Below are 22354 nucleotides of genomic sequence, written 5' to 3'. Positions count from 1 at the left end.
TTAGTCCATCCTTTCTGCGGCGGGCAGTTGCTCGGCGTGCTCCTGGTCAAGGTCGGGGCCCAGGTGCTCATACGGCTTCCACAGGACCTTGGAGGCGTCGAGAGGCGTGTCCTTAAGCGAGGGTCTGAGGTGTTCCTCCATGTCGGCGAGGTCCTCGATGACGCCGAGGGGGTCGTCGCCAAACGCGGCCTGCACGATGAGCAGGTCGCTCCCGCCCTCAGACGCCGCGTGGCGGAACCCCAGCGAGAGCGTGCCCGGGGTGGCGGTGATGGACGTGGAGAACCAGAAGCGCTCCCAGTCGGTGCGCACCCGCATGGGGTAGAAGATCACGCAGGGGTGCAGGCCGGAGTCTGGTTTGAAGGCGGCGACGGTAGCGTCGATGCCCGCGGCGTAGATTTCCTTGATCAGCCAGGCGCCGTATCCGATCGCGTGGCCGACGCGTTTCAGTGCAGATTGCTGTGCCATGTTAGTGCTGGCCTCCCTGCAGCGAGTCGAGGTCGGGGATGCCGATCGGGTCGGTGCCCAGAACGGCGGTGGAGTAGGCGTCGACGTCCAGGAGGTCGTCGACAGCCGAGGTGGTGATGCCCCACAGCTGGCCCGCGCCGATGAACATCACCAGCGAGAGCACGATCAGCGCGAGCGACGGAAGCAGGAACTTCCAGCGCACGTTGAGCGCGTCCGGGTATTGCTGCATCGGGCGGCCCCAGAACACTTCCTTCCACACGCGCATCATGGACAGCAGCGCGCCGAAGGAGGCGATGATGATGGCGGCGATGACCACCCAGGTGCGCCAGTCGTGCGCGCTGGCGGCGGCCATCGTGATGGTCACCTTGCCAAACAGGCCCGAGAACGGCGGGAAGCCGACGATGGAGAAAGCGCCGGCCGCGAAGACGGTCGCGGTGAAGGGGTCGCGCCGGGCCAGGCCGGAGAGCTTGCCGATAGCGCCGGTGCCGTAAGTCTCCTCGATCGCGCCCGAGTTGAGCACGAGCGAGGCGACGGTGATCATGTGGTGCAGCGTGTAGATCAGGCCAGCGGCCAGCGCGTAGCGCGCGTCCGCACCCGCGCTGGTAAACGCCAGCATGATGAGGATGAACGGCATACCGTTGACCATCTGGTAGGCCAGCACGCGGCGGATCGTGTGTTCGCCCAGGCCCGCGAAGCCGCCGATGAGCATGGAGATCACCATGACCACGATGATCAGGGTGTTCCAGCGCGGGTCCATGTCAAAGATGACGACCCAGATGCGGAAGAGCATGTACACGGCCACCTTAGTGTGCAGCCCCGAGAAGAGGCCCATCACCGCAGCGCTTGACGACGGATACGTCCTGGGCAGCCACGTGTGGACCGGGAAGACACCCGCCTTGGCGGCGATGGCGATGACCACCAGGCCCATCGCCACGGTGACCGGGCCGTTGCCGGCCGCGGCGCCGCGCAGGGCGGCGATGTTCACCGCGCCCGCGACACCGTAGAGGTAGCCAACGCCCATCACGAGCATCGTGGAGGCGGCCAGGTTGACCAGCACGAAGGCGCGCGCGGAGAGCAGGCGGCTGCGCGTACCCGTCATGGCGATCAGGCCGTAGGAGGGCAGCAGCATGACCTCGATCATGACGAAGAAGTTGAACAGGTCAGCGGTGAGCAACGCGCCGGAGACGCCGGTGACCAGCACGAGGGTGAGTGGCGTGTAGAACCGGGCCTGCGTCTCGCCCGCGGCGATGGCGAACCAGTTGGCGGTCAGCGCCACGATCATGGTGGTCACGATCATCACGGCCGAGAACTGGTCGGCGGCGAAGGAGATGCCCACGCCGCCTTGGTAGAGGCCGATGACGTGGGAGATCGTGCCGTGGGAGGCGGTGTAAGTGTAGAGCCACACGCCGAGGCCCAGGTTGATGGCTGGGATGAGGAGCGAGAGGGCGTCGTTAAGCGTCTTGCTCGGGCTCAGCGCGGTGACGGCCGCGACGATGAGGGGCAGGGCGACAAAGACGGGGAGGATCGCGTCGACTGACATCAGTTGTTTGCCTCCAGCTTCTTCGGGTTGAGGCGCGAGTTGCGGCCGGCGGTGGACAGGGCGGACGGGGAGAGCTGGTTCGGGTCGAACTGCTCGCCCTCGCGGGACTTGCCCACCGTCTTGGGCACGTCGAAGGTGTCATCGTTCTTGCCCAGCGACGCGAGCATGAGCATGATCGTCGTGGTGGCCATCGCGATAACGATGGCGGTGAGGACGAACGCCTGCGGCAACGGGTCAGAGAGGTCGTCGAACGCGGTGCGCGACGGGAACGCCTCGCCGCGCCAGGCGCCGACGCCCGTGGCCAGCAGGGTGAGGTTGGAGGCGTGGCCCAGCAGCGACATCCCGAAAACGACGCGGACCATGCCGCGCTGCATCACGAGGTAGACGGCGCCGGCCACGAGGACTGCGACAGAAAGTGCCATGACCATGGTTTATAGCTCCTTTGTCTGCATAGGCTTGGGGTTGTCGGCGGGGTTGAGCGGGGCCGGGTGTGCGTCCACCGCGTCCTCCGGCTCCTCCGGCGCTGGCACGTCCGGGAGCGGGTTTTCCGGCTCGTCTCGCGTGTAGTCCAGGTTGTCGCGCTCGGTGCCCGGGCGGAGGTAGCCGCCCAGCGCGTTGATGGCCTGGGTGACCATGCCGAGCACGGCGAGGTAGATGCCGAAGTCGAAGATCAGCGACGTCGTCATGTGCTCCCCGGCGATCTCGCCGTGGATGGCGTACATGAAGCCGCCCTCGAGGAAGCCGAGGAAGCCGGAGCTGATGGCGATGATGATGCCCCAGCCGGTCAGCGCGATCGGGGTGAACGGCTTGACCACCTCGGTGTCCGCGCCGCGCGACAGGTAGTTCAGGCCGAACGCCGTGGCCAGCACCAGGGCGGCGACGAAGCCGCCGCCGGGCGCGGTGTGGCCGCGGAAGAAGATGAGCACGGACAAGACGACGAGGATCGGCACGACCAGGGCCGCGCCCTTGCGCACGGGCAGCGAGTTGAACTGCGACTGGCCGAACGGGCGCGGGCGGGTGCCCGCCTCGAACATGTGGCGCGGCATGGACTGGGTTACCGCGGCGATGACCACGGCGGCCATGCCCAGCACGGAGAGCTCGCCGAGGGTATCAAAGCCACGGAACTCCACGATGATCACCGCGACGATGTTGTCCGCCCCGGTGGCCTCGCCGCCCTCGGTGAGGTACCAGAGCGCCAGGTCCGAGCGGTCGTGGCGGCCTAGCAGCCCGTAGACGCCGAAGAAGGCGACCACGCCGGCGATGACCGCGAAGATGGCGGCGAAGAGCTTGCGCCGGTTGTTGGTCTGCGGGAACATGCGCGGCTGGTAGCGCAGTACCACCATGATGACGATGACGGTGAGCGACTCCACCAGGAACTGGGTGAGCGCCACGTCGGGCGCCCCCAGCATGAGCATCTGCAGCGACATGCCCACGCCCGCGGTGCCCAGCAGGATCGCGGACGCGAGACGGGAGCGGGTGAGCACCATGCCCACCACGGATAGGGCGATGATGGTGAACGGGATGAGGTCCCACCACACGTCGATGCCCTCGGCGCGCGGGGCGAGCGGCATGCCGTCGACGCCGTCGGTACCCAGGAGGGTGGTAAGCCCAAGCAGGACCACCAGGGTGAGGATGGGCAGCAGGTGGCGCGACGGGTTGAAGCCGTTGGCCATCTGCCCCAGGCCCCTGCCCACGGCGCCCAGCCCGGAGACGGTGGCGGCGAGGAGGTCGTTGCCGCTGGTGGGCAGCAGCTGCTTGTTCTCTACCGAGGCGAACATGCTGCGGCGGGCGAACGCGACGAGCGCGATGCCGACGACCAGCACGGCCATGGAGACGATGAACGGTGCGTTCACGCCGTGCCACAGCGCCAGGTGGGAGTGGTACTCGGTGTTGCCCGTGATCGTGTGGACCGCGGCGTCGAGCGGGCCGTCGACCCAACCGAGCAGGAAGGGAACGACGAGCGACATCGCGCCGGGCAGCGCGGCGGGCAGCCAGAGGCTGACGGGCGCTTCGTGGACACCGCTCATGTCCTTCGGGCCGTCGAAAAACGCCCCGAACACGATCTTGGCGGAGTAGATGAAGGTGAGCAGCGCGGCGAAACCGGCGATGAGCAGTAGCGCCATGCCGTACTCGGTGTCCTCGAACGCGGCGAGGATGGACTCCTTGGAGATGAAGCCGAACAGCGGCGGGATCGCGGCCATGGAGGCGGCCGCGATGACGGTGGAGGCGAAGGTGAACGGCATCTTGTCCCACAGCCTGCCCAGGCGGCGCATGTCGCGCGAGCCCGCCTCGTGGTCCACGACGCCGATGAGCATGAACAGCGAGGACTTAAACAGCGCATGCGCGAGCGTGTGCGTGAGCGCCGCGGCCAGTGCGATCGGGGTGCCCACGCCGATGGCGGCGACGATCCAGCCCAGGTGGGACACGGTCGAGTAGGCGGTCAGGTGCTTGAGGTCCGTCTTGGTGATGGCAAACAGCGCGCTCATGATCGCGGTGCCCAGGCCCACTACCAGCAGCAGCCAGTTCCACGCGGTGACGTCGGAAAAGATGGTGGAGAAGCGCAGCAGTAGGTAGATGCCGGCCTTCACCACGGCCGCTGCGTGCAGGAACGCGGAGACCGGCGTGGCCGCGGCCATCGCCTCCGGCAGCCAGAAGTGGAAGGGGAACTGCGCGGCCTTGGTAAAGCCGGAGACCGCCACCAGGATGGCAACGGTGGTGGTCAGGCCGGGGTTCTCGCGCCACACATCCGACGCGAGCACCTCCGTCAGGCGCGTGGTGCCAGTGCTTATCGACGCCACCGCCAACGCCGCCAGCAGCGTCAGCCCGCCAAAGAACGTGAGCATCAGCGTGCGGTAGGACCCGGCCTCGCCGCCGGACCCGGAGCGCGCGATGAGCAGGAAGGAGGCGATGGACACCAGCTCCCAGCCGATGAAGAGCACCACCGTGTCATTGGCCAGGACGAGCAACAGGACCGAAAGCGTAAACGCGGTCATGATGGTGTAGAAGCTCGTGTTGCCGTCCCGCTTTGGCAGGTAGGCGGCCGAGTACGTCATCACGACCGTGCCGATGACCAGGGCGAGCAGCGCGAAGAAGATGCTCAACCCGTCGGCGCGCAGCGCAAACGACACGGCGCTGCCTTCCCCGAGGATGTCGCGGGCCCAAGTCACCTCCCACTCAAGGGGCTGGCCGTCGGCGACGCCCGGGAACTCTCGCCCAAGGACGACGGCGGCGGCCGCGAGGATCAGCGCGATCGGGTAACCGGCTTTGCGGTCCATCGCGCGCACGAGAATGGGTGACAGGATCACTGTCGCCGCAACTAATGCGAGCACGACAGGGAGCGTCATGGTGAACCCTCTCCAAAACATAGGTGGCCAATTCGTGTGCGCCTGCCACGGTGAGCCGATCCGGGCAGCGCACACGCGCGCAGAGCCACCCAGCCGTGGCGACAACACCTGAAACGGTACCAGGCAGTTTTGATGAACCTGCAACGGCGCTGAATCGCACCTTATTAATGGTGCTGCTGCGCGTGGGCGTCGAAAAGTGCGTTTCGGTGCGCCGCACCCAGTCACGCCAGTAACTCGGGTTACATTGAGTTGCATGAAATGGCGATTCTGTTGTGCCGTCCTTGTCCTCATCGTCGGCGTGTTCCTGCCCTTAAGCCCCGCGAGTACGTGGACCCGCTCCGGCGACGACGCCACCGGTGCCCCGGCCGTGGCGCCCGGGCAGGACGGGTTGGTGGAGGCTCGCAAGGCGGCCGGCGAGGCCAGCGCGCAGGCCGGCTTCCTCACGCAGGGCACCGGGCAGCTTGTCGACGGAGTGTCCCAACTCGACACCTCCTCGCAGGAATTGATCAACGCGATCGCCGCCGCCCAAACCGGCTCGCAAGAGCTGTCCAACGGCATGGTCCAGCTGCAGGCCGGCACCGGCCAACTGGCGGGCGGCGCCACCCAGGTCGCCGACGCCATCGGGGGAGTGGCCGACCAGGTCGCCGGCTTCGACGCGGTACGCGGCCAGGTCGTGGCCACCATCGACCGCACCCTGGAGTCCACCAAGGACGCGAAGGACCCGGACGTGAAGGAGGCCCGGACAGCGCTCGAGGGGCTGCGCGGCCAGGCGGAGACCGCCCAGCTGCCGCCCGAGATGCTGGGCCAGCTCGAGGAGCTGCGCAAGGGATCGCGCGACGTGGCCAACCAGCTCTCCGTGCCCGGGTACGCCTACCACGACGGCATCTACTCGGCCACCAACGGAGCCGCCGAGCTTGCCAACGGCCTGACCACGCTCAACGACCAAGCCTCCGGCGCCACCGACGGCGTGACGCAGCTGCAGGAGGGCGCGGCCAAGATCGACGAGATGGCCAACAAGACCTCCGACCAGATCGCCGCCGTCCGCAAGGCGATGCCGGCTGCGGCTGGTGCTAACTCAGGTGCGGCTGGTGCTGGTGCTCGTGCTTCCGAAGCTCCGGCGCCGCGGTCCACGCTCGCACCGGTCGCGGCAATGCTGATCGCGGCGCTGGTGCGGCGCCCTCGTCGCGGTCCTGGGCAGCGGGCTCACCGCCGCGACCGCCGGGCTGCTCGCGCTCGGCCTGGTCGTCGGTGTGGCCGCGAGCGCCGGGCTTACCGACGTGCTGAGCGCTGCCCTCGGTACCCGTGTTGGCTTGCCCATCGCGGGCGTCCTCGCCGTGGCGCAAGTCGGCCTGGTCGGCTGGCTGTGGAGGACCGCATCCACCGCACCGGTTGGCAAGGTCTGGGAGTACGCCGCGGGCGCCACCCCGATGCACTGGACGACGGCGAGCCTGTCTGCCGCCGGCAACGGGGGCTCTACCACAGCGCTCTGGGCCGGCATGTGCGCTGGTCTCGTCCTTGCTGTGGTGTCGTTCGCCGGCGCGAAGGGGCGCGGATAAGCAAAGGTGCATACCGTGTGTTACGCTTTGCTGGCTCATTCCAAGTAATAGGGGCTTGGAAATGAGTGGTCTCCTTTCGCCCCACTGGGGTGAAATGGGTTAGGGATGGGATGGACCCCGCCAGGACGCTTCGCGCGGCCGGCGGGGTCCTCTTTTTCGTCCTGTCTGGCGGCTACGGTGCCCCCCGGAACAGCGGGGTTAAGCGACAAAATGTGTGCTTTTCTCGGCGTGTCGACTTAAGTGGCAGAGTGTGTGCTTTTTGGGGGTTGGGTGGGTTTGGGTGTATTGCCATAATAGATTGCCAGTCGCAATAATAGAACCATGAATACAACGCAAAAGATTAAGAACGGTGCCCTAGCTGTGCTGTCAGTCTTCGCGGTAGCACTAATCGTTTTATGGGCAACCCAATCGATAGGGCTTGGACTATTGGCCGTATCCCTAGTCCTCCTAGTTTTTCTTTCCGTGGGGATAAGGATATGGGCGGAGAACTCTCGCCTATCGGAAGCACCTGACTCCAAGTCCTCCCCCGAGCACCTTTGAAGTCTTACGCTTCAAAGTCCATTTCCGCACTGACACACTGGCGACGCCAACTTGGTCGCCGATAATTGCAAACGACTGTGTTGAGGTCACACGACGTGTGACCGCATCAGCGACTGTTTCCGGGGCAGGGAGGCCCTGATGCGCGATAGGGGTGCGGCCAGGCGTCTTCCGCGGACCCAATACACCACGGTTGACACGGCGGGACGCTGGACATAGCTTTCTTCCAGCCAATCGCAGATGTGCTTGTACTGCATCCCGTCGAGGAACTTATCAATAGCTTGCTCCCGAATCTCACGGGAAACGCGCGGGCATCAGAAATCCTCTCCGCCCCGGGCCACTCCAACTACTTGTCCGCGGCCCCAAAAGGGACTTCTACGAGTTCGGGTTAAGCGACAAAATGTGTGCTTTTTGAGCTATAGATTCCCGGTCTTACCTCCGGCTACGGCGGGAAAGTGCTCGTCGAATCGGGATTCCTGGCTTGCAACATGAAGGTCCACCACTCCAGCCATGAGATGTGCTACTGGCACTGGCTGTTAAACCAGCCTGCATGCCAACTCAACACAGAAAGAGAAAACACAACAGACCCCTGTGCCCGGCATGCCAGCACACCACCATAAAAATGGGCACCACCTCCAGCGGAACACAGCGATGGCGCTGCACACACTGCGGACACACCTTCACCAACCCCAACGCGGCAAAGACCAACGCATACCGGTTTGCCATCTTCATCGACTGGATTACCGGCCAGCGCCCCCTCGATGCTGTCGCTGCAGCCCACAACGTCTCCAGGCGCACACTTATCCGCTGGTTTACCTACTTCTGGTTCATCATCGTCCCGTGCAAACCAGACCCGTACCGCGTCTACGACCAACTTTTTATAGACGGCACCTACTTCCACAAAAAATGCCTGCTTGTCGCCGCAACCAGCGATCACGTCGTCGCCTGGCACTGGTGCACACGAGAAACCGCCTATGACTACGCCAAACTCTTCGACCTGATCGCCGAACCCCTCGTCGTCACCACAGACGGCTCCGGTGGCGCGCACAAAGCCATCAAACAATGCTGGCCAAACGCCTCTATCCAACGCTGCCTCGTCCACGTGCGACGCGACACCATCAAAGACACCACACGCCAACCAACACTGACCGCCCACAAAGCACTCCTTCGCCTCGGCAACCAACTGACCCACATCACCACCCGTGAACAGGCAATTGACTGGGCACTTCGCCTCAACCGTTTCCATGACCTCTACGGCGATTGGCTCAAAGACCGCACCTACCGCGACCAAGTCAGCGACAAAGAGATCCCAAAACACGTTCGCGACAACCAGCAATGGTGGTACACCCACCCCAGAGCCCGCAGAGCCTACCGCCGATTCGAACGCCTCTACCAACAAGGCCACCTCTTCGTCTGGCTCACCCCACCAAACGACACCGCAACCGGACTGAAAACCACCACAAACAGCCTGGAAGGTGGGGTCAACGCACAACTTAAACACCTTGCCCGAGCCCACCGCGGCACATTTGACGAACACCAACGAATCATCATGGACTGGTGGCTCTACCTGCACACCCAGCACCACGATGACCCGCTGGCACTAGCAATCGAGCAAAACTTCGGCCACGTCGGCTACGCACGCGCCCGCCAGGCACACATGCGCCAACGCGACCAAGCCAACTCACCCGACGGCCGGCCGAAAGTCTACGACACCGGCATCGACACCGACTTCAACCCCTCCTGGGCCATCCGACACGGCTGGGCAGGACGAACATAACCCCAGCACAACACACCCAAAAACCACCCATCCCACCCCCAAAAAAGCACACATTTTGTCGCTTAAGTCGACACGCCGAGAAAAGCACACATTTTGTCGCTTAACCCACGAGTTCCCGGTTGCGATGTCTGGAGGTTCCACGAGTTCCTGTTTGTGATGTCTGGATCTTTTTCAGCACCAGCCACGACACGCCCAGAAAAGCACACATTTTGACCCTTAATCCGAACCCCTTAACCCCGCGCACGACAAAACCCCGCCCTGCTGGGCGGGGTTTCAGAAGCGTCGGGATAACAGGATTTGAACCTGCGACCTCCTCGTCCCGAACGAGGCGCGCTACCAAGCTGCGCCATATCCCGGTTGTAACTGCTCTGCTGAGCGGTACCTGGGATACTTTAGTCCAGCGTCGCTGTTTGGCCAAAACGGCAGGTCAAGTGCCTAATCGGCTCGTTCGGTGATGCGCAGTAGCGCGGCCGAGGGCGGGCAGAACAGTCGCACCGGCGCGTACTTGGAGGTGCCGAGCCCGTTGGAGACCTCCATCCACATCTTCCCGTAGCGGTGCAGGCCGGAGGCGCGCTCGCGGTCGATGTCCGCATTCGTGACGATGGCGCGCTCGCCCGGCAAACAGATCTGCCCGCCGTGCGTGTGTCCGGCAAGCGCGAGGTCGTAGCCGTCTGTTTCGAATTGGTCGAGGACGCGTCGATAAGGCGCGTGCAACAGGCCGATCGACAGGTCCGCGTCTGCATTGGGTGCTCCCGCGATCTCCTCGTAACGGTCCAGGTCGTGGTGTGGGTCGTCCACACCGGCGAGCGCGAGTCGGAGGTCGCCGACCTTGAACTCGAGGCGGTGGTGGGTGGCGTCGCGCCAGCCGCGCTCGATGAACGCGGCGCGCATCCCCTCCCACGGCAGGTCCACGTACGACGGCTCGCGCTTCTGGTCCAGCAGGTACTTGAACGGGTTGACGGGCTTCGGCGCCCAGTAGTCGTTGGTGCCAAAGACGAACGCACCGGGGCGGTTGAGCAGCGGCCCGAGCGCGTCGAGGACCCACGGCACGCCGCGCAGGTCCGAGAGGTTGTCGCCGGTGTTGATCACCAGGTCGGGCTCGAGCGCGTCGAGGGAGGAGACGAACTCCACTTTGCGCTTCGCCCCCGGGATCATGTGCAGGTCCGCGATGTGAAGGACGTCGAAGGAGTCCTTCCCGCGCAGCGTGCCGGGCGCGAGCAACGGCAGCTGGTATTCCTTGAGCTGGAAGTTGGTGGTCTGGCTCGCGCCGTACGCCAGCGCGCCCATGCCGGCCGCGCCGAGGCCGCCGATGGTCGTTGCGATAGTTTTCAGCTTGCTCACCCGCCCAACCTTAGTGTGCCCCCGCCGTCGTGGGGGTGCGTCGCGTATCGTTTGCCCTATGAGTGCATTGAAAGATCAGATCCGCGCAGACCTCAAGGAAGCCATGAAGGCGAAGGAGAAGGAGCGCACCGGCACGATCCGCATGCTGCTGGCCTCCATCCAGGCCGCGGAGACCGAGGGGTCTAAACACGAGGTCACCGACGAGGACATCCAGAAGATCATCGCCCGCGAGGTGAAGAAGCGCCGCGAGTCGGCGGAGATCTACTCGCAGAACGGCCGCGAGGATCTCGCGGAGTCCGAGCTCGCGGAGGCGGAGATTCTGCAGGGGTACCAGCCGAAGCAGCTGGATGATGCGGAGCTCAAGGAGCTTGTCGACGCCGCCGTGTCCGCCACCGGCGCCACCTCCATGGCCCAGATGGGCCAGGTGATGAAGGAGGCGACCGCCAAGGCCGCTGGCCGCGCCGACGGCAAGCGCATCTCCGAGGCGGTCAAGGCGCGCCTCTCCCAGTAAGCGCCGACCGCGCCTACTGCTGGCCGTTACCGCCGAGGATGTTGCCGATGTTGTCGGCGGCGTCGCCAAGCTGGCGGCCAATATCATCCAGGTTGACCGGTGCCTCCGGCGCCTGGGGCGCCGCCGGGCCCGACGGTGCGGGGGCGGAGGGGGCGGCCGGCGACGGGTTCGCCGGGGCCGCTGCGCCCGCACCGCCTGCGCCTCCGGCGCCTGGGGCGCCGTCGGAGCCGCCCGAGCCGTCGGAGGCGTTGATGGTGACCAGGCTGCCGGGGGCAAGGTTCGGATCCGCGGGGACGGCGGAGACGACGCTGTTGAACGGCGCGCCGCCGCCGGCGACCATGTTGACTGTCACCGTGTAGCCCAGGCCCTGGAGCCGGGCGCGCGCGGTGTTCGCGTCCAAGCCGACGACCTGATCAATCGGCCCGCGCCTCGTGCCCTTGTCAAAGGCGCCGCTGGCGGCCGGGATGCCGGCCGCTGCCGCGCCGGGCACGCCGTAGGCGGTTTGGAACCAGGTGCGGGCGGCCTCGTTGCCGCCGTACAGGTCGCCGTAGGAGCACTGGCGGACTGGGCCGGTGCACAGCGGGGTGGTCTGGGTGCCGTCATTGAAGATGTAGGTCGCCGCCGCCATCCCGCGGGTGAATCCGAGAAATGCGGAGGACTGGTGGGACTCGGTCGTGCCGGTCTTGGCGGCGACCGGGGCGTTCCACCCGGCCGCGGCGGCGGCGTCCTTCGCGGTGCCGTTCACGGCGTCGCCCGACATGCCCTGCGCCAGCGCATTCGCGATGTCGGGCTCGATCGCCTGCTCGCAGGCCGGGCGGTCGATGAAGACCTCCTGGCCGTGCTTGTCGCGCACGGACCTGATTGGGTTTGGCTCGCACCAGCGGCCGTTGGAGGCCAGCGACGCGCCCACGTTGGACAGCTCCAGCGCGTTCACGGCGGTGGGGCCGAGGACGAAGGCGCCCATGTTCTCGTCCTTGGCGGCCTGGGCGACGGAGCGGTCGTCGCCAAATGAGCCCTCGTCCAGGTAGGAGCGGAGCCCCAGGCGCACGGCAATGTCCACGGTGCGCGCCACACCGACCTGCTGCACGAGCTGGATGAAGGTGGTGTTGGGGGACTGCGCGAGGGCGTCGCGAAGCGAAAGGCGCGGCTTGTACGTGCCCGCGTTCTCCACGCAGTACGCGTCGGGCGGGCAGTTGGCGGCGCCGCCCTTGCCCATGCCGTAGACGACGGCGCGGGTAGGCGTCTCCAGCATGGTGTCCAGACCGTAGCCCTGCTCCAGCGCGGCAGCGGCGGTGAAGATCTTGAACACGGAGCCGGCGCCGTTGCCTACCAGGGAGGTCGGCTGCGGCATGATGGTCTGGCTCTGCTCCAGGTCCAGGCCGTAGTAGCGCGACGAGGCCATGGCCAGGATGTCACGGGAATCCGCGCCCGGCTTGATCACGTTGACCACCTCGGCCACGCCGTTGGTGTACGGGCTGACGTTGTTGCGCGCTGCCTGCACCGTGGACTCCTGCACCTGCGGGTCCAGGGTAGTGGTGATGGTGTAGGAACCGCGCTCAAGCTGCTCCAGGGGCAGGCCCTTGTCGGCGAGGTAGCGCAGCGCGTAGTCGCACATGAAGCCGCTGTCGCCCGCGGTGAGGCAGCCCTGGGGGAGGGTGCGCGGCGTATCCACGATGCCCAGCGGCTTGCCCGCCAGCACGTCGGCCTCGTGCTGGTCCAGGAAGCCCTGCGCGGCCATGTTGTTCAGCACCACGTTGCGGCGCTCGGTCGCCCCGTCTGGGTTGGTGTAGGGGTTGAGGTATTCCACGGACTGGAGCAGGCCGATGAGCAGCGCGGCCTGGTCCGGGGTGAGTTCCTTCGCCGAGGTGTCGAAGTAGGTGCGCGCGGCGGCCTCGATGCCAAACGCGTGGTTGCCAAAGGAGACGAGGTTGAGGTAGCGCGTGAGGATCTCGTCCTTGCTCAGCGTCTTGTCTAGGTCCGAGGCCATGCGCATCTCGCGCAGCTTGCGGGGGATCGACTGCTCAGTCGCGGCCTGCGCTTCCTCGTCGTCCTTTGCGTCCACGAGCCAGAGGTAGTTCTTCACGTACTGCTGGTTAATCGTGGAGGCCCCCTGCTCCACGCCGCCGGCAAGCACGTTGGTGACCATCGCGCGGGCGAAGCCCTGCATGTCTACGCCCTCGTGCTGGTAGAAGCGGCGATCCTCGGTAGAGACCAGGGCGTCCTTTGCATACTGCGAGATCTTCTCGCTGGGCACCTCGTAGCGGCGCTGGTTGTAGATCCATGCCATGGGTGTGCCGTTGACGTCCGTCACCGTGGTCACGCCGGGCACCTCGCCGCCCGACATGTCGGAGAGGTTTGACTGCATCGTCTCGTCGGTGCGGGCAATAGCCATGCCGCCGACGCCCGCGACGGGGGCCAGGCAGAGCGCGATTGCGACGCCGGCGGCGAGGAGCGCGGCGAGAAGTTTTCCTAAGGAACTCAGTGCAGACACGCCTTTACCTTAAATGATCGGCGTGCCGCGGGTGAATACATATCTCCCCCCAAAAATGTGACCCATTCGACAGGGGTGGGGGTATGTGAATACACTTACAGGTGCAAAATGCATACAGCATTCCTGAAGCTTATTTGCCAGGTTGCGGGGCCGCGATTGGGAACCTGCAGCAAGGTAACGGTAGGCCGATGTGGGTGCCGCACAGGCTTGACGTAGTATAAATTGCGTCAAGGTGTGAATTATGCACGAACGCCCTCCCGAAAGGAGCCCGCCATGACCACAACACTCGGACGCAACGAACTGCACGCCGGACTGCGCGCAGCCTCTACCACCGCGCGAAAGTGTGACGCAGACGGCAACCTCATGTTTGATCGCGGGGAATGGGTGACCAGGGCGCATTGCCGCAACGGCGATCCGGACGCGCTCTTCGTTCGCGGCGCTGAACAGCGCAAGGCTGCGGCCATCTGCCGCCGTTGCCCGGTGCAGATGGAATGCTGCGCGGATGCGCTGGACAACAAGGTGGAGTTCGGCGTCTGGGGCGGCCTTACCGAGCGCCAGCGTCGCGCCGTGCTGCGCAAGAACCCCGATGTGACCGACTGGGCCGAGTACCTGTCCTCCGGAAAGGAAATCGAAGGGCTCTAACGCACGTACGTCTTGCGGCCCCGCTCAACTTTCTGAGCGGGGCCGCACTCTTTTCACGGCTTCTCCCGACGGGTGGAAGTGGGCGCGTAAAGAAAACGTAAAAGTTTGGCAGGTGGGGTGTAAATATCGCGCAAAGAACATGCGGAAGCGACGCTGACTAGCCATAACGTGAGTTGTGGCAGGTGCAATCGCACCGGCGCCTGATTCGCAGCACGTATCGGGCAATCGCTTCAACACATGTTCACATGGAGGACTCTTCCTGATGCTGGACCTTTTCGTCATTGTGGTCGTGTTCCTTACGCTCGGCTGCCCCTCCCTGGTTAATGAGATCAGGGGAGGAAAATGATGAGTACCGTAACCGCGACAGTCGGGCTCATCGTTGTCGCACTCCTCGTGGTCTACCTTGTCATTTCGCTCATTGATCCGGAGCGATTCGCATGATGCACGCAATAGCGGCGGTACTGCCGCAATTCCTCGTCCTTACAGCGCTGCTGGTGCTCGCGTACGTTCCCCTGGGCAGTTGGATGGCGCGCAGCTACACATCCGAGCGGGATTGGGCGGTAGAGCGCGGTATTTACGCAATCCTGCGCGTCGACCCCAGCCGGGGGCACAGCAGTAAAAACTATGCGCGTGCACTCCTCGGATTCAGCCTCGCTTCCGTGCTCGCGCTCTACTTAGTCCAGCGGTTGCAAACGGTGCTGCCGAGTTTCGGCAACGCTCGCGACACGGCGGTCGAGCCGTGGATGGCCTTCAACACCGCGGCGTCGTTTGTGTCAAACACGAACTGGCAGTCCTACTCCGGCGAAGACACGCTGACCAACGCAACGCAGATGCTTGGCCTGACGGTACAGAACTTCGCCTCCGCAGCCGTTGGCATGTCTGTGGCTGCCGCGCTCATCCGCGGCATTGGCCACCTCGGGTATAGCCGCGACAGGGTGGCTGAGCAGTCCGGCCAGCAGCTGATCGGAAACTTCTGGGTGGATTTAACGCGCAGCCTTGTCCGCATCCTGCTGCCGCTATCACTGGTCATTTCCACTGTGCTCATCCTGGGCGGCACGATGCAAACCTTCGGGTCCAATCTGGTGAGCGCGTCCGGCGTCGATATTTCGCGTGCGCCGGTGGCAAGCCAGGAAGCAATCAAGCTTCTCGGCACTAACGGCGGCGGTATCTTTGGTGCGAACTCTGCGCACCCGTTTGAAAACCCCACGGGCTTTACCAACATGGTGGAGATCTTCGCACTGCTCGTGATCTCCTTCAGCTTCATCCGCGCCTACGGTGTCATGCTCAAATCCCACAAGCACGCCTATACCCTCCTTGGGGTGGCCGGTGGTCTGTGGGCAGTGATGGTCATGCTGGTGGCGTGGGCGCAGCACACCGTGGTGGGAGGTGCCGCCACTGCGGCCGGAAGCAACATGGAGGGCATTGAGCAGCGCCTCGGCATCGATGCGTCCGCGCTCTTTGCGGTCTCGACGACAGGGACGTCCACGGGTGCAGTCGACTCGATGCATGACAGTTACTCGCCGCTCGGCGGCGGCCTGCTCATCCTCAACATGCTGTTGGGAGAAATCGCGCCGGGTGGCGTCGGTACCGGTCTATACGGCCTGGTGATTGTCGCTGTGCTCGCAGTGTTCATCGGCGGGCTACTGGTCGGTCGCACTCCAGAGTTCATGGGCAACAAGATTGGCCGCCAGGAGATTTCCGCGGTGAGCTTGTACATCCTGACGATGCCGGTACTGGTGCTGGTCGGCGTCGGTGCGTCGGTTGCGCAGCGTGCGCTGGTTGAAGCGTCCGCGACGAACTTTGGCGCGCCGGGCACGCCTGACAACGCCCACGCGCTCTCTGAAGTGCTGTACGCCTTCACCTCGGCGGCAAACAACAACGGCTCCGCTTTCGCAGGGCTGACGGTGACCGAACCGTGGTGGCAGATCTCGCTTGGCGTGGTCATGCTGCTTGGCCGGTTCTTGCCCATCGTGTTCGCGCTGTCGCTGGCCGGCAGCCTTGCGGGGCAGCGTGCCCAAGCAACCACCGCGGGGAGCTTGCCCACGGCTGGCATCACCTTCGCCTTGCTCACGGTTGGCGTCATCGTGCTGGTCGCAGCACTGACGTTCTTCCCCGTTCTTACCCTGGGTCCCATTTCGGAGGCACTCTCATGACTACCCAAACTTTGACACCCCAAAAGAAGCAGCGCAACGACAACAGCAGTCTCGTGGGCCCGGCGCTGCAGGCGCTGCCCCGGAAGATGTCGCCGCTGGAGCAGTCCCGGAACCCTGTGATGTTCGTCGTCTGGGTCGGCGCTGCGCTGACCACGATGTGGTCCATCGCTGCGCCGAGTGTCTACGGCTGGGTGATCACGATTTGGCTGTGGTTTACCATCGCGTTCGCGGCGTTTGCGGAAGCCTACGCTGAGGGGCGCGGCAAGGCCCAGGCTGACAGTTTGCGCTCGGTGCGTGACGACGCCACCGCGAACCTCGTGACCGACAACGGCATCGAAGTCGTCCCGGCGTCGGAGCTGACAAGAGGCGCGATTGTCCGGGTTGAAGCGGGGGAGACCATCCCCGGCGACGGTGATGTGATCGAGGGCGCGGCCACTGTCGATGAATCTGCGATCACTGGTGAGTCTGCCCCGGTTGTGCGCGAGGCGGGCGGCGATCGCTGTGCAGTGACGGGCGGCACCGTCGTGTTGTCCGACTCCATCGTTGTCACGATCACCTCCGAGCCCGGCTCGACCTTCGTGGATACCATGATCGCGCTGGTGGAGGGGGCTGAGCGCAGGAAAACACCCAACGAGATCGCGTTGAGCATCCTGTTGTCTACGCTGACGATCCTTTTCCTCATCGCCGTCACCGCCCTTGCCCCAATGGGTGTTTTTACTGGCGCTGAACTGTCCCCACTCTCACTGATCGCGCTGCTGGTGTGCCTGATCCCCACGACGATTGCGGCACTGCTTTCTGCGGTGGGCATCGCAGGGATGAACCGCCTGGTTCGCCACAACGTGCTCGCCACCTCGGGCCGCGCGGTGGAAGCCGCCGGTGACGTGGCGACCCTGCTGCTAGATAAGACGGGCACCATCACCTACGGAAACCGTCAGGCAACGGACCTGATCGTGGCGCAAGGCGTCGATGAACTCGAGGCAGCGAACGTCGCGCGCGTGGCTTCGGTCGCAGATGAAACGCCCGAGGGGCGCTCGATTGTCGCATGGCTGATCGAGCACTACGACCTGTCCTCCGGGGCAGGCGAGGAAGAACGCACCGCCGAGGTCATCCCGTTCAGTGCTTCGACTCGCATGTCCGGCCTGGACCTTGCCGGGCGCAAACTGCGCAAGGGCGCAGGAGACGCGGTGCGCCGCTGGGTCACCGAGGCCGGTGGCCAGTGGCCGCAAGAGATTGAGGCGGCAATCACCCAGATCGCGCAGGAAGGCGGGACCCCGCTGCCTGTTGCCGTGGAAGAGGCGGACGAGACTCGGCGGGTGCTGGCAGTGGTGCGCTTGAGCGACGTCGTGAAGCCGGGCATGGCGGAGCGCTTCGCGGAACTGCGCGCAATGGGCATTAAAACGGTGATGGTCACCGGCGATAACCCGCTCACGGCTGCCGCGATCGCACAAGAGGCCGGCGTGGACGACTACATTGCCGAGGCTACCCCAGAGGATAAACTCGCCCGCATTCGGGAAGAGCAGGCACAAGGGCGCATGGTCGCGATGACCGGCGATGGCACGAACGACGCACCGGCGCTCGCGCAGGCCGATGTCGGCGTGGCGATGAATACTGGCACCTCCGCGGCCAAGGAGGCCGCGAACATGGTCGATCTGGATTCGGACCCGACAAAGCTCATCGACGTCGTGCGTATCGGCAAGCAGCTGCTTATCACCCGCGGCGCGCTGACCACCTTCTCTCTGGCCAACGACCTGGCGAAGTACTTCGCCATTCTGCCTGCGTTGTTCTCCGCGCAGCTGCCGCACCTCGAACAGCTCAACGTGATGCACCTGCATTCACCGCAGTCGGCCATCGTTTCTGCAGTGGTGTTTAACGCGCTGATTATCGTCGCGCTGATCCCGCTCGCCTTGAAGGGTGTGTCGTACACCCCCGCTTCAGCGTCCTCGTTACTTCGCCGCAACCTCGGAATCTGGGGGCTGGGCGGCGTGCTCACACCATTCATCGGGATCTGGCTCATTGACCAGGTCGTCGCACTCCTCCCGGGATTGCAGTAGGAAAGGAATAGTCATGCGTATCTATATGCGTAACCTCATCGCCGGTTTTGTGGCAGTACTGCTGTGTACCTTCGCCCTCGGTTTGGCGTACCCGGCGGCGGTGTGGGGAATTTCCCGCATCAAGGTGGATTCGGCGGAGGGGAGCCTGCTCTACCAGGGTGAATGTCTGGCGGGCTCAGCCAAAATTCAAGATGGCGTGAGCGAAGGCCCGTACTTCTTCCCTCGCGCCGAGGGCATGAGCAACTACGGTGCGAGTAGTGCGGTGCTGCAGGAGGAGATAGGCAAGCGTCGGCAAGCAATTGCTCAGCGGGAAGGGGTCGCGGAGGGCGAGGTACCGAGCGACGCGGTGACCGGCTCTGGTTCCGGCGTCGACCCTGGGATCAGCCCCGCGTACGCCGCACTCCAAGCACCTCGAGTCGCGCGGGAGCAGGGTATGAGTGTCGCGGAGATCGAGGAGCTGATTGCCACCCACACTGACCTCGCTAGCCTGGGGATTCTTGGCCAGGACGCTGTCAATGTGACCACGCTGAACATGGCGTTGCCCACGCCACCGCCCTGCGCATAAGAGAATTGACTTATGTCCACGCACTCCACACCCCAGACTCCTAAGCGGGGTCGGCTCAAAATCTATCTTGGCGCTGCGCCCGGCTCGGGCAAGACCTGCGCAATGCTGAGTGAGGCGCACACACTGCTGCGGGGTGGCACTGATGTAGTCGTCGGCATTGTTGAAGATCACGGCCGTGCCTACACGAAGTCGCTGTGCGAGGGCCTCGAGGTCATTCCGCGGCGGCACGTTGGCGCGATCGCCGCCGGTGAGTTGGATACCGAGGCAGTGCTTAGGAGGCGACCGAGCATCGTGCTTATCGACGAGTTCGCGCACTCCAATCCTCGCGGCGAAACGCACGCGAAGCGCTGGGAGGATGTAGAGGAGATCTTGGATGCGGGAATCGACGTGATTTCCACCTTGAACATCCAGCACGTAGAAAGCCTCAACGACGTCATCACGCAGATCACAGGCATCGCGCCGCAGGAAACGGTGCCCGATGAGGTGGTTCGTGCCGCCGACGAGATCGAGCTGATTGACGTCTCCCCGCAACTGTTGCGCACGCGCTTGAGCGACGGCCAGGTCTACCACGAGGCGCGCATCGCACCGGCGCTAAATAACTACTTTCGCGTCGGTAACCTCACCGCGCTCCGCGAGCTCGCCCTGCTTTGGCTGGCAGATCAGGTCGACGAAGCCCTGGCGGCCTACCGTGCCGAGCAGGAGATCACGGAGACGTGGGAGGCGCGGGAGCGGGTTGTCGTGGCTGTGCAGAATGTTGCGCACGCCGAGCTGCTCATCCGGCGCGGGCGTCGCATTGCCACGAAGTCTTCCGCGGAGCTACACGTGGTGCACGTGGTCTTTGGGGACTCTTTCGCATCCGGTACCTCGTCCGTAGCGGGGTCGGCGCAGCAACTGGCAAAGCTGCAAACGCTGGCCCAGGACGTCGGCGCGCGATTGCACCAGGTCACCGGCGACTCGGTGCCAGAAGCCTTGCTGAATTTTGCACGGAGTGTCAATGCAACGCAGCTGGTGCTGGGGGTCTCCTCCAGGGGACGGTTTGAGCTGCACGGCCCCAGCTCTGTGGTGGATGCGGTGGTGCGCCAGTCCGGCAAGATTGACTGCCACATTGTGAACCTGCCTCCCAAACGAACGCGCAGGGTCACTCAGCTCTTTCGCCCACTGCGCTCGGTTCCGCGCCGCGCGGTGTCGTTGGTGGTGGCGGCTCTTGCCTTCGTCGCGTTGACCGCGCTTCTTGTCGCGGCAGATGGCCAGGCGTTGGGCACCGGCACCTGCGCCGCGTTCTATTTTGCACTCATCCTCCTGGTCAGCCTCGCTGCAGACTTGCTCTCCGCAGTGCTGGTGGCGGTGGCGTCGGGACTGGCGGTGAACTGGTACTTCACCCCTCCCATACATACTTTTGACATTGCTGATCCGGCGAACGCGGTGATCGCCGCTGTCATGGTTGCCACCGCGTTGGCCGTGGGGATCTTGGTTCGGAGGACCAAGGGGGAGCGCCACAATGCGCTCGTAGCTGCCCGCGACGCGGAGCTCCTCACCGTCTTCTCCCGCGCAGTGCTCAACCGCAACGCCGACGTGGCACCAATCGACGCGGTGATGCGGAAAGTCGGCGAAGCGTTTGGATGCCACCGCGCCGAACTTGTTGACGCCTCAGGCGACAGCCTCGCTGTGTGGTACTCCTCGTCTGCGGCACGGGGATCTCAGAGCACTGGCAGCGGGGAGCGAAAACACACTCGTCTCCCTATTCCGCGTTCGGCCCCGGGTAAAAACATCGAGACGGTCGTTTACAGTGAGGACCAGACTGTCGAGCTGGCTCTGGAAGGCCCGGCGTTGTCGGCGCGCGACCGGACCCTAGTCGCAGTCGTCGCTGGGTATCTCGCGGGTGTGGTGCGCGAGGAACAGCTGAGCCAGGAGGCGGCGCGCGTGAACGCGGTGGCGGCGGCAGATGAGCTGCGCCGCGCGCTGTTGTCGAGCGTGAGCCACGATCTACGCACCCCACTGGCTACGGCGAAGCTCGCGGTCTCTTCGCTGCGTAACTCGGAGGTGGAATTCAGCCCGGAGGATAGGGAGGAGCTGTTGGCGGAAACCGCTGCGAGTATTGACCAGCTCACGCTTCTGGTGACGAACCTGTTGGACCACTCGCGTCTGAGTGCCGGTGCGGTGACGGCTCGTCGTGAAGCGGTGGAGCTCTACGAGGTGGCGCACCGCGCGATTGCTTCTTGCGCGTTTGGACATTCGCGCGCGCAGACGCAGCGCTTTGTGCTCGATGAAAGCTTGCGGGGCATGACCTGCTGCGCCGATGCCGCCCTGCTCGAGCGGGTGCTGGCGAACCTGTTCGATAACGCGCTGCGCTACGCGCCAACGGGGGAGATTCTCCTGAGCGCGGCAGTTGTGGACGATCGAGTAGAGCTGACTTTGTCGGACGAGGGGCCAGGGATTCCGCCCGAGAAACAAAAGGACATGTTCGTGGCGTTCCAGCGTCTCGGCGATACCAACAACGACAGTGGCGTAGGTCTTGGTTTGTCAGTAGTTCGCGGGTTTGTCGAGGCAATGCGCGGTACGATCACCGTCGAAGCCACCCCGGGGGCAACGTTTACCCTAAGTTTCCCGCGGCGGGAAGGAGAAAGCGATGACGAATAGGAAAGTGCGTATTGCGATCGTGGACGATGACCCGCGTCTGCTCAACGCGCTGCGGATCAACTTTAAAGCGCGCGGCTACGAGGTCTTTGTCGCGGGCACTGGCGCAAAGGGGCTGCAGGTCGTCTCGCGCAACGAGCCCGACGTGGTCATCTTGGATATGGGCTTGCCCGACATGGACGGCTCCGTGGTGCTGGACGGGATCCGCGGCTGGTCCGCGGTACCCGTGGTGATCCTGACGGCCCGCGCTGATCCCTTCTTAAGCGCCGCGGCGCTGGACCAAGGTGCCGATGATTACGTGACCAAGCCCTTTTCCATGGAAGAGTTGCTTGCCCGTGTCCGCGTCGCGTTGCGGCACGGTGCGCCGCAGCAGTCCCCGGTGCACCAGAACACCGGGGTCATTCGCGCGGGGGATCTGCGCATTGATATTCCGCAGCACAGCGTGACCAAAGCCGGTGAGGTCCTCCACCTGACCCCGACGGAGTGGGGTGTGCTCACCACGCTGCTCCGCGCGCACGGCGGACTCGTGCGCAAGGAGGATTTGCTAGAGGAGATCTGGGGTCCGGGTTTTGAAGGGCAGGGTCACTACCTGCGTGTGTATGCCTCCCAGCTGCGGCGCAAGCTGGAAGATGACCCGACGAACCCGCAGTTTCTCCTCACTGAGCCGGGGCTGGGGTACCGCTTCGTCGTGCCTGAGCCGACACGAGAATAGAAGCCCCGCTGTCGCGTGGCGCGGCACGGTAGGGT

At 64.6% G+C, this 22354-nt stretch carries 16 protein-coding genes and 1 tRNA gene; 10 read left to right on the top strand and 7 right to left on the bottom strand.

From position 1 onward, the window contains the following. From CKJ84_RS10070 to CKJ84_RS10055, 4 genes are read right to left on the bottom strand one after another with little or no spacing between them, the layout of a single operon-like run. A complete protein-coding gene (locus CKJ84_RS10070) occupies positions 1–465 on the bottom strand; it encodes a monovalent cation/H+ antiporter subunit E (protein ID WP_095546851.1) in 465 nt (154 codons plus the stop codon). Between the two features lies 1 nt (position 466). Next, entirely contained in the window at positions 467–2005 is a 1539-nt protein-coding gene (locus CKJ84_RS10065) for a monovalent cation/H+ antiporter subunit D family protein (protein ID WP_095546850.1), read from the bottom strand. Then, positions 2005–2433 carry a cation:proton antiporter subunit C gene (locus CKJ84_RS10060; RefSeq protein WP_095275212.1) on the bottom strand — a complete coding sequence of 143 codons (429 nt, stop codon included), beginning with the start codon at positions 2431–2433 and terminating at the stop codon, positions 2005–2007. Before CKJ84_RS10060 ends, CKJ84_RS10065 begins: the two co-directional genes overlap by 1 nt. A gap of 3 nt (positions 2434–2436) precedes the next feature. Then, entirely contained in the window at positions 2437–5349 is a 2913-nt protein-coding gene (locus CKJ84_RS10055; RefSeq protein WP_095546849.1) for a DUF4040 family protein, read from the bottom strand. Positions 5350–5602: 253 nt separating this feature from the next. Here CKJ84_RS10055 and CKJ84_RS10050 point away from each other — a divergent pair, with 253 nt between their 5' ends. Together CKJ84_RS10050 and CKJ84_RS10040 are read left to right on the top strand one after the other, a co-directional pair. Next, a complete protein-coding gene (locus CKJ84_RS10050) occupies positions 5603–6970 on the top strand; it encodes a hypothetical protein (protein WP_095546848.1) in 1368 nt (455 codons plus the stop codon). 1022 nt (positions 6971–7992) lie between these two features. Next, entirely contained in the window at positions 7993–9219 is a 1227-nt protein-coding gene (locus tag CKJ84_RS10040; RefSeq protein ID WP_095546097.1) for an IS1249 family transposase, read from the top strand. 282 nt (positions 9220–9501) lie between these two features. Here the strand turns inward: CKJ84_RS10040 and CKJ84_RS10035 are convergent. Beyond that, positions 9502–9575, bottom strand: a tRNA-Pro gene (locus CKJ84_RS10035). Between the two features lie 79 nt (positions 9576–9654). Further along, on the bottom strand, positions 9655–10506 hold the full coding sequence (locus tag CKJ84_RS10030) for a metallophosphoesterase (protein WP_233125666.1): 852 nt from the start codon (positions 10504–10506) through the stop codon (positions 9655–9657). A gap of 112 nt (positions 10507–10618) precedes the next feature. On the opposite strand from CKJ84_RS10030, the gene CKJ84_RS10025 reads away from it, so the two are divergent. Continuing rightward, the gene (locus tag CKJ84_RS10025) at positions 10619–11071 is read left to right on the top strand and encodes a GatB/YqeY domain-containing protein (RefSeq protein WP_095538153.1); all 453 of its coding nucleotides are present in this window, start codon (positions 10619–10621) and stop codon (positions 11069–11071) included. A 13-nt stretch (positions 11072–11084) separates the two neighbouring features. On the opposite strand, the gene CKJ84_RS10020 is transcribed toward CKJ84_RS10025, so the two are convergent. Next, positions 11085–13562 carry a transglycosylase domain-containing protein gene (locus CKJ84_RS10020; RefSeq protein WP_095546846.1) on the bottom strand — a complete coding sequence of 826 codons (2478 nt, stop codon included), beginning with the start codon at positions 13560–13562 and terminating at the stop codon, positions 11085–11087. Between the two features lie 363 nt (positions 13563–13925). Here CKJ84_RS10020 and CKJ84_RS10015 point away from each other — a divergent pair, with 363 nt between their 5' ends. From CKJ84_RS10015 to CKJ84_RS09985, 7 genes are all read left to right on the top strand, one after another. After that, entirely contained in the window at positions 13926–14204 is a 279-nt protein-coding gene (locus CKJ84_RS10015) for a WhiB family transcriptional regulator (RefSeq protein WP_095275337.1), read from the top strand. 345 nt (positions 14205–14549) lie between these two features. Beyond that, positions 14550–14645, top strand: a complete 96-nt coding sequence (gene kdpF, locus CKJ84_RS10010; protein ID WP_233125659.1) for a K(+)-transporting ATPase subunit F — start codon at positions 14550–14552, stop codon at positions 14643–14645. Continuing rightward, a complete protein-coding gene (gene kdpA / locus CKJ84_RS10005) occupies positions 14642–16357 on the top strand; it encodes a potassium-transporting ATPase subunit KdpA (RefSeq protein WP_095546845.1) in 1716 nt (571 codons plus the stop codon). The genes kdpF and kdpA overlap by 4 nt, the downstream gene beginning before the upstream one ends. Beyond that, positions 16354–18408 (top strand): potassium-transporting ATPase subunit KdpB, encoded by a 2055-nt coding sequence (gene kdpB / locus CKJ84_RS10000; protein WP_095535928.1) that lies wholly within the window; start codon positions 16354–16356, stop codon positions 18406–18408. The genes kdpA and kdpB overlap by 4 nt, the downstream gene beginning before the upstream one ends. 13 nt (positions 18409–18421) lie before the next feature. After that, entirely contained in the window at positions 18422–18973 is a 552-nt protein-coding gene (locus CKJ84_RS09995) for a potassium-transporting ATPase subunit C (RefSeq protein ID WP_095535929.1), read from the top strand. Between the two features lie 12 nt (positions 18974–18985). Continuing rightward, a complete protein-coding gene (locus CKJ84_RS09990) occupies positions 18986–21610 on the top strand; it encodes an ATP-binding protein (protein ID WP_095535930.1) in 2625 nt (874 codons plus the stop codon). Then, positions 21600–22319: a response regulator gene (locus CKJ84_RS09985; RefSeq protein ID WP_095535931.1), complete on the top strand. Its 720-nt coding sequence runs from the start codon at positions 21600–21602 to the stop codon at positions 22317–22319. The genes CKJ84_RS09990 and CKJ84_RS09985 overlap by 11 nt, the downstream gene beginning before the upstream one ends. Positions 22320–22354 lie beyond the last annotated feature (35 nt).

It is taken from the genome of Corynebacterium sp. NML 120412, from assembly GCF_002285155.1.
In the GTDB taxonomy this organism is placed as follows: Bacteria; Actinomycetota; Actinomycetes; order Mycobacteriales; family Mycobacteriaceae; genus Corynebacterium; species Corynebacterium gottingense.
Note: the sequence above shows the minus strand (reverse complement) of the source record. Positions and strands in the feature narration are given on the sequence as shown.

What these genes read in the sequence shown, in the direction of transcription:
- CKJ84_RS10070 (WP_095546851.1), bottom strand. Translation starts at nt 465, where the DNA reads ATGGCACAGCAATCTGCACTGAAACGCGTCGGCCACGCGATCGGATAC.
- CKJ84_RS10065 (WP_095546850.1), bottom strand. Translation starts at nt 2,005, where the DNA reads ATGTCAGTCGACGCGATCCTCCCCGTCTTTGTCGCCCTGCCCCTCATC.
- CKJ84_RS10060 (WP_095275212.1), bottom strand. Translation starts at nt 2,433, where the DNA reads ATGGTCATGGCACTTTCTGTCGCAGTCCTCGTGGCCGGCGCCGTCTAC.
- CKJ84_RS10055 (WP_095546849.1), bottom strand. Translation starts at nt 5,349, where the DNA reads ATGACGCTCCCTGTCGTGCTCGCATTAGTTGCGGCGACAGTGATCCTG.
- CKJ84_RS10050 (WP_095546848.1), top strand. Translation starts at nt 5,603, where the DNA reads ATGAAATGGCGATTCTGTTGTGCCGTCCTTGTCCTCATCGTCGGCGTG.
- CKJ84_RS10040 (WP_095546097.1), top strand. Translation starts at nt 7,993, where the DNA reads ATGCCAACTCAACACAGAAAGAGAAAACACAACAGACCCCTGTGCCCG.
- CKJ84_RS10030 (WP_233125666.1), bottom strand. Translation starts at nt 10,506, where the DNA reads ATGGGCGCGCTGGCGTACGGCGCGAGCCAGACCACCAACTTCCAGCTC.
- CKJ84_RS10025 (WP_095538153.1), top strand. Translation starts at nt 10,619, where the DNA reads ATGAGTGCATTGAAAGATCAGATCCGCGCAGACCTCAAGGAAGCCATG.
- CKJ84_RS10015 (WP_095275337.1), top strand. Translation starts at nt 13,926, where the DNA reads ATGTTTGATCGCGGGGAATGGGTGACCAGGGCGCATTGCCGCAACGGC.
- kdpF (WP_233125659.1), top strand. Translation starts at nt 14,550, where the DNA reads ATGAGTACCGTAACCGCGACAGTCGGGCTCATCGTTGTCGCACTCCTC.
- kdpA (WP_095546845.1), top strand. Translation starts at nt 14,642, where the DNA reads ATGATGCACGCAATAGCGGCGGTACTGCCGCAATTCCTCGTCCTTACA.
- kdpB (WP_095535928.1), top strand. Translation starts at nt 16,354, where the DNA reads ATGACTACCCAAACTTTGACACCCCAAAAGAAGCAGCGCAACGACAAC.
- CKJ84_RS09995 (WP_095535929.1), top strand. Translation starts at nt 18,422, where the DNA reads ATGCGTATCTATATGCGTAACCTCATCGCCGGTTTTGTGGCAGTACTG.
- CKJ84_RS09990 (WP_095535930.1), top strand. Translation starts at nt 18,986, where the DNA reads ATGTCCACGCACTCCACACCCCAGACTCCTAAGCGGGGTCGGCTCAAA.
- CKJ84_RS09985 (WP_095535931.1), top strand. Translation starts at nt 21,600, where the DNA reads ATGACGAATAGGAAAGTGCGTATTGCGATCGTGGACGATGACCCGCGT.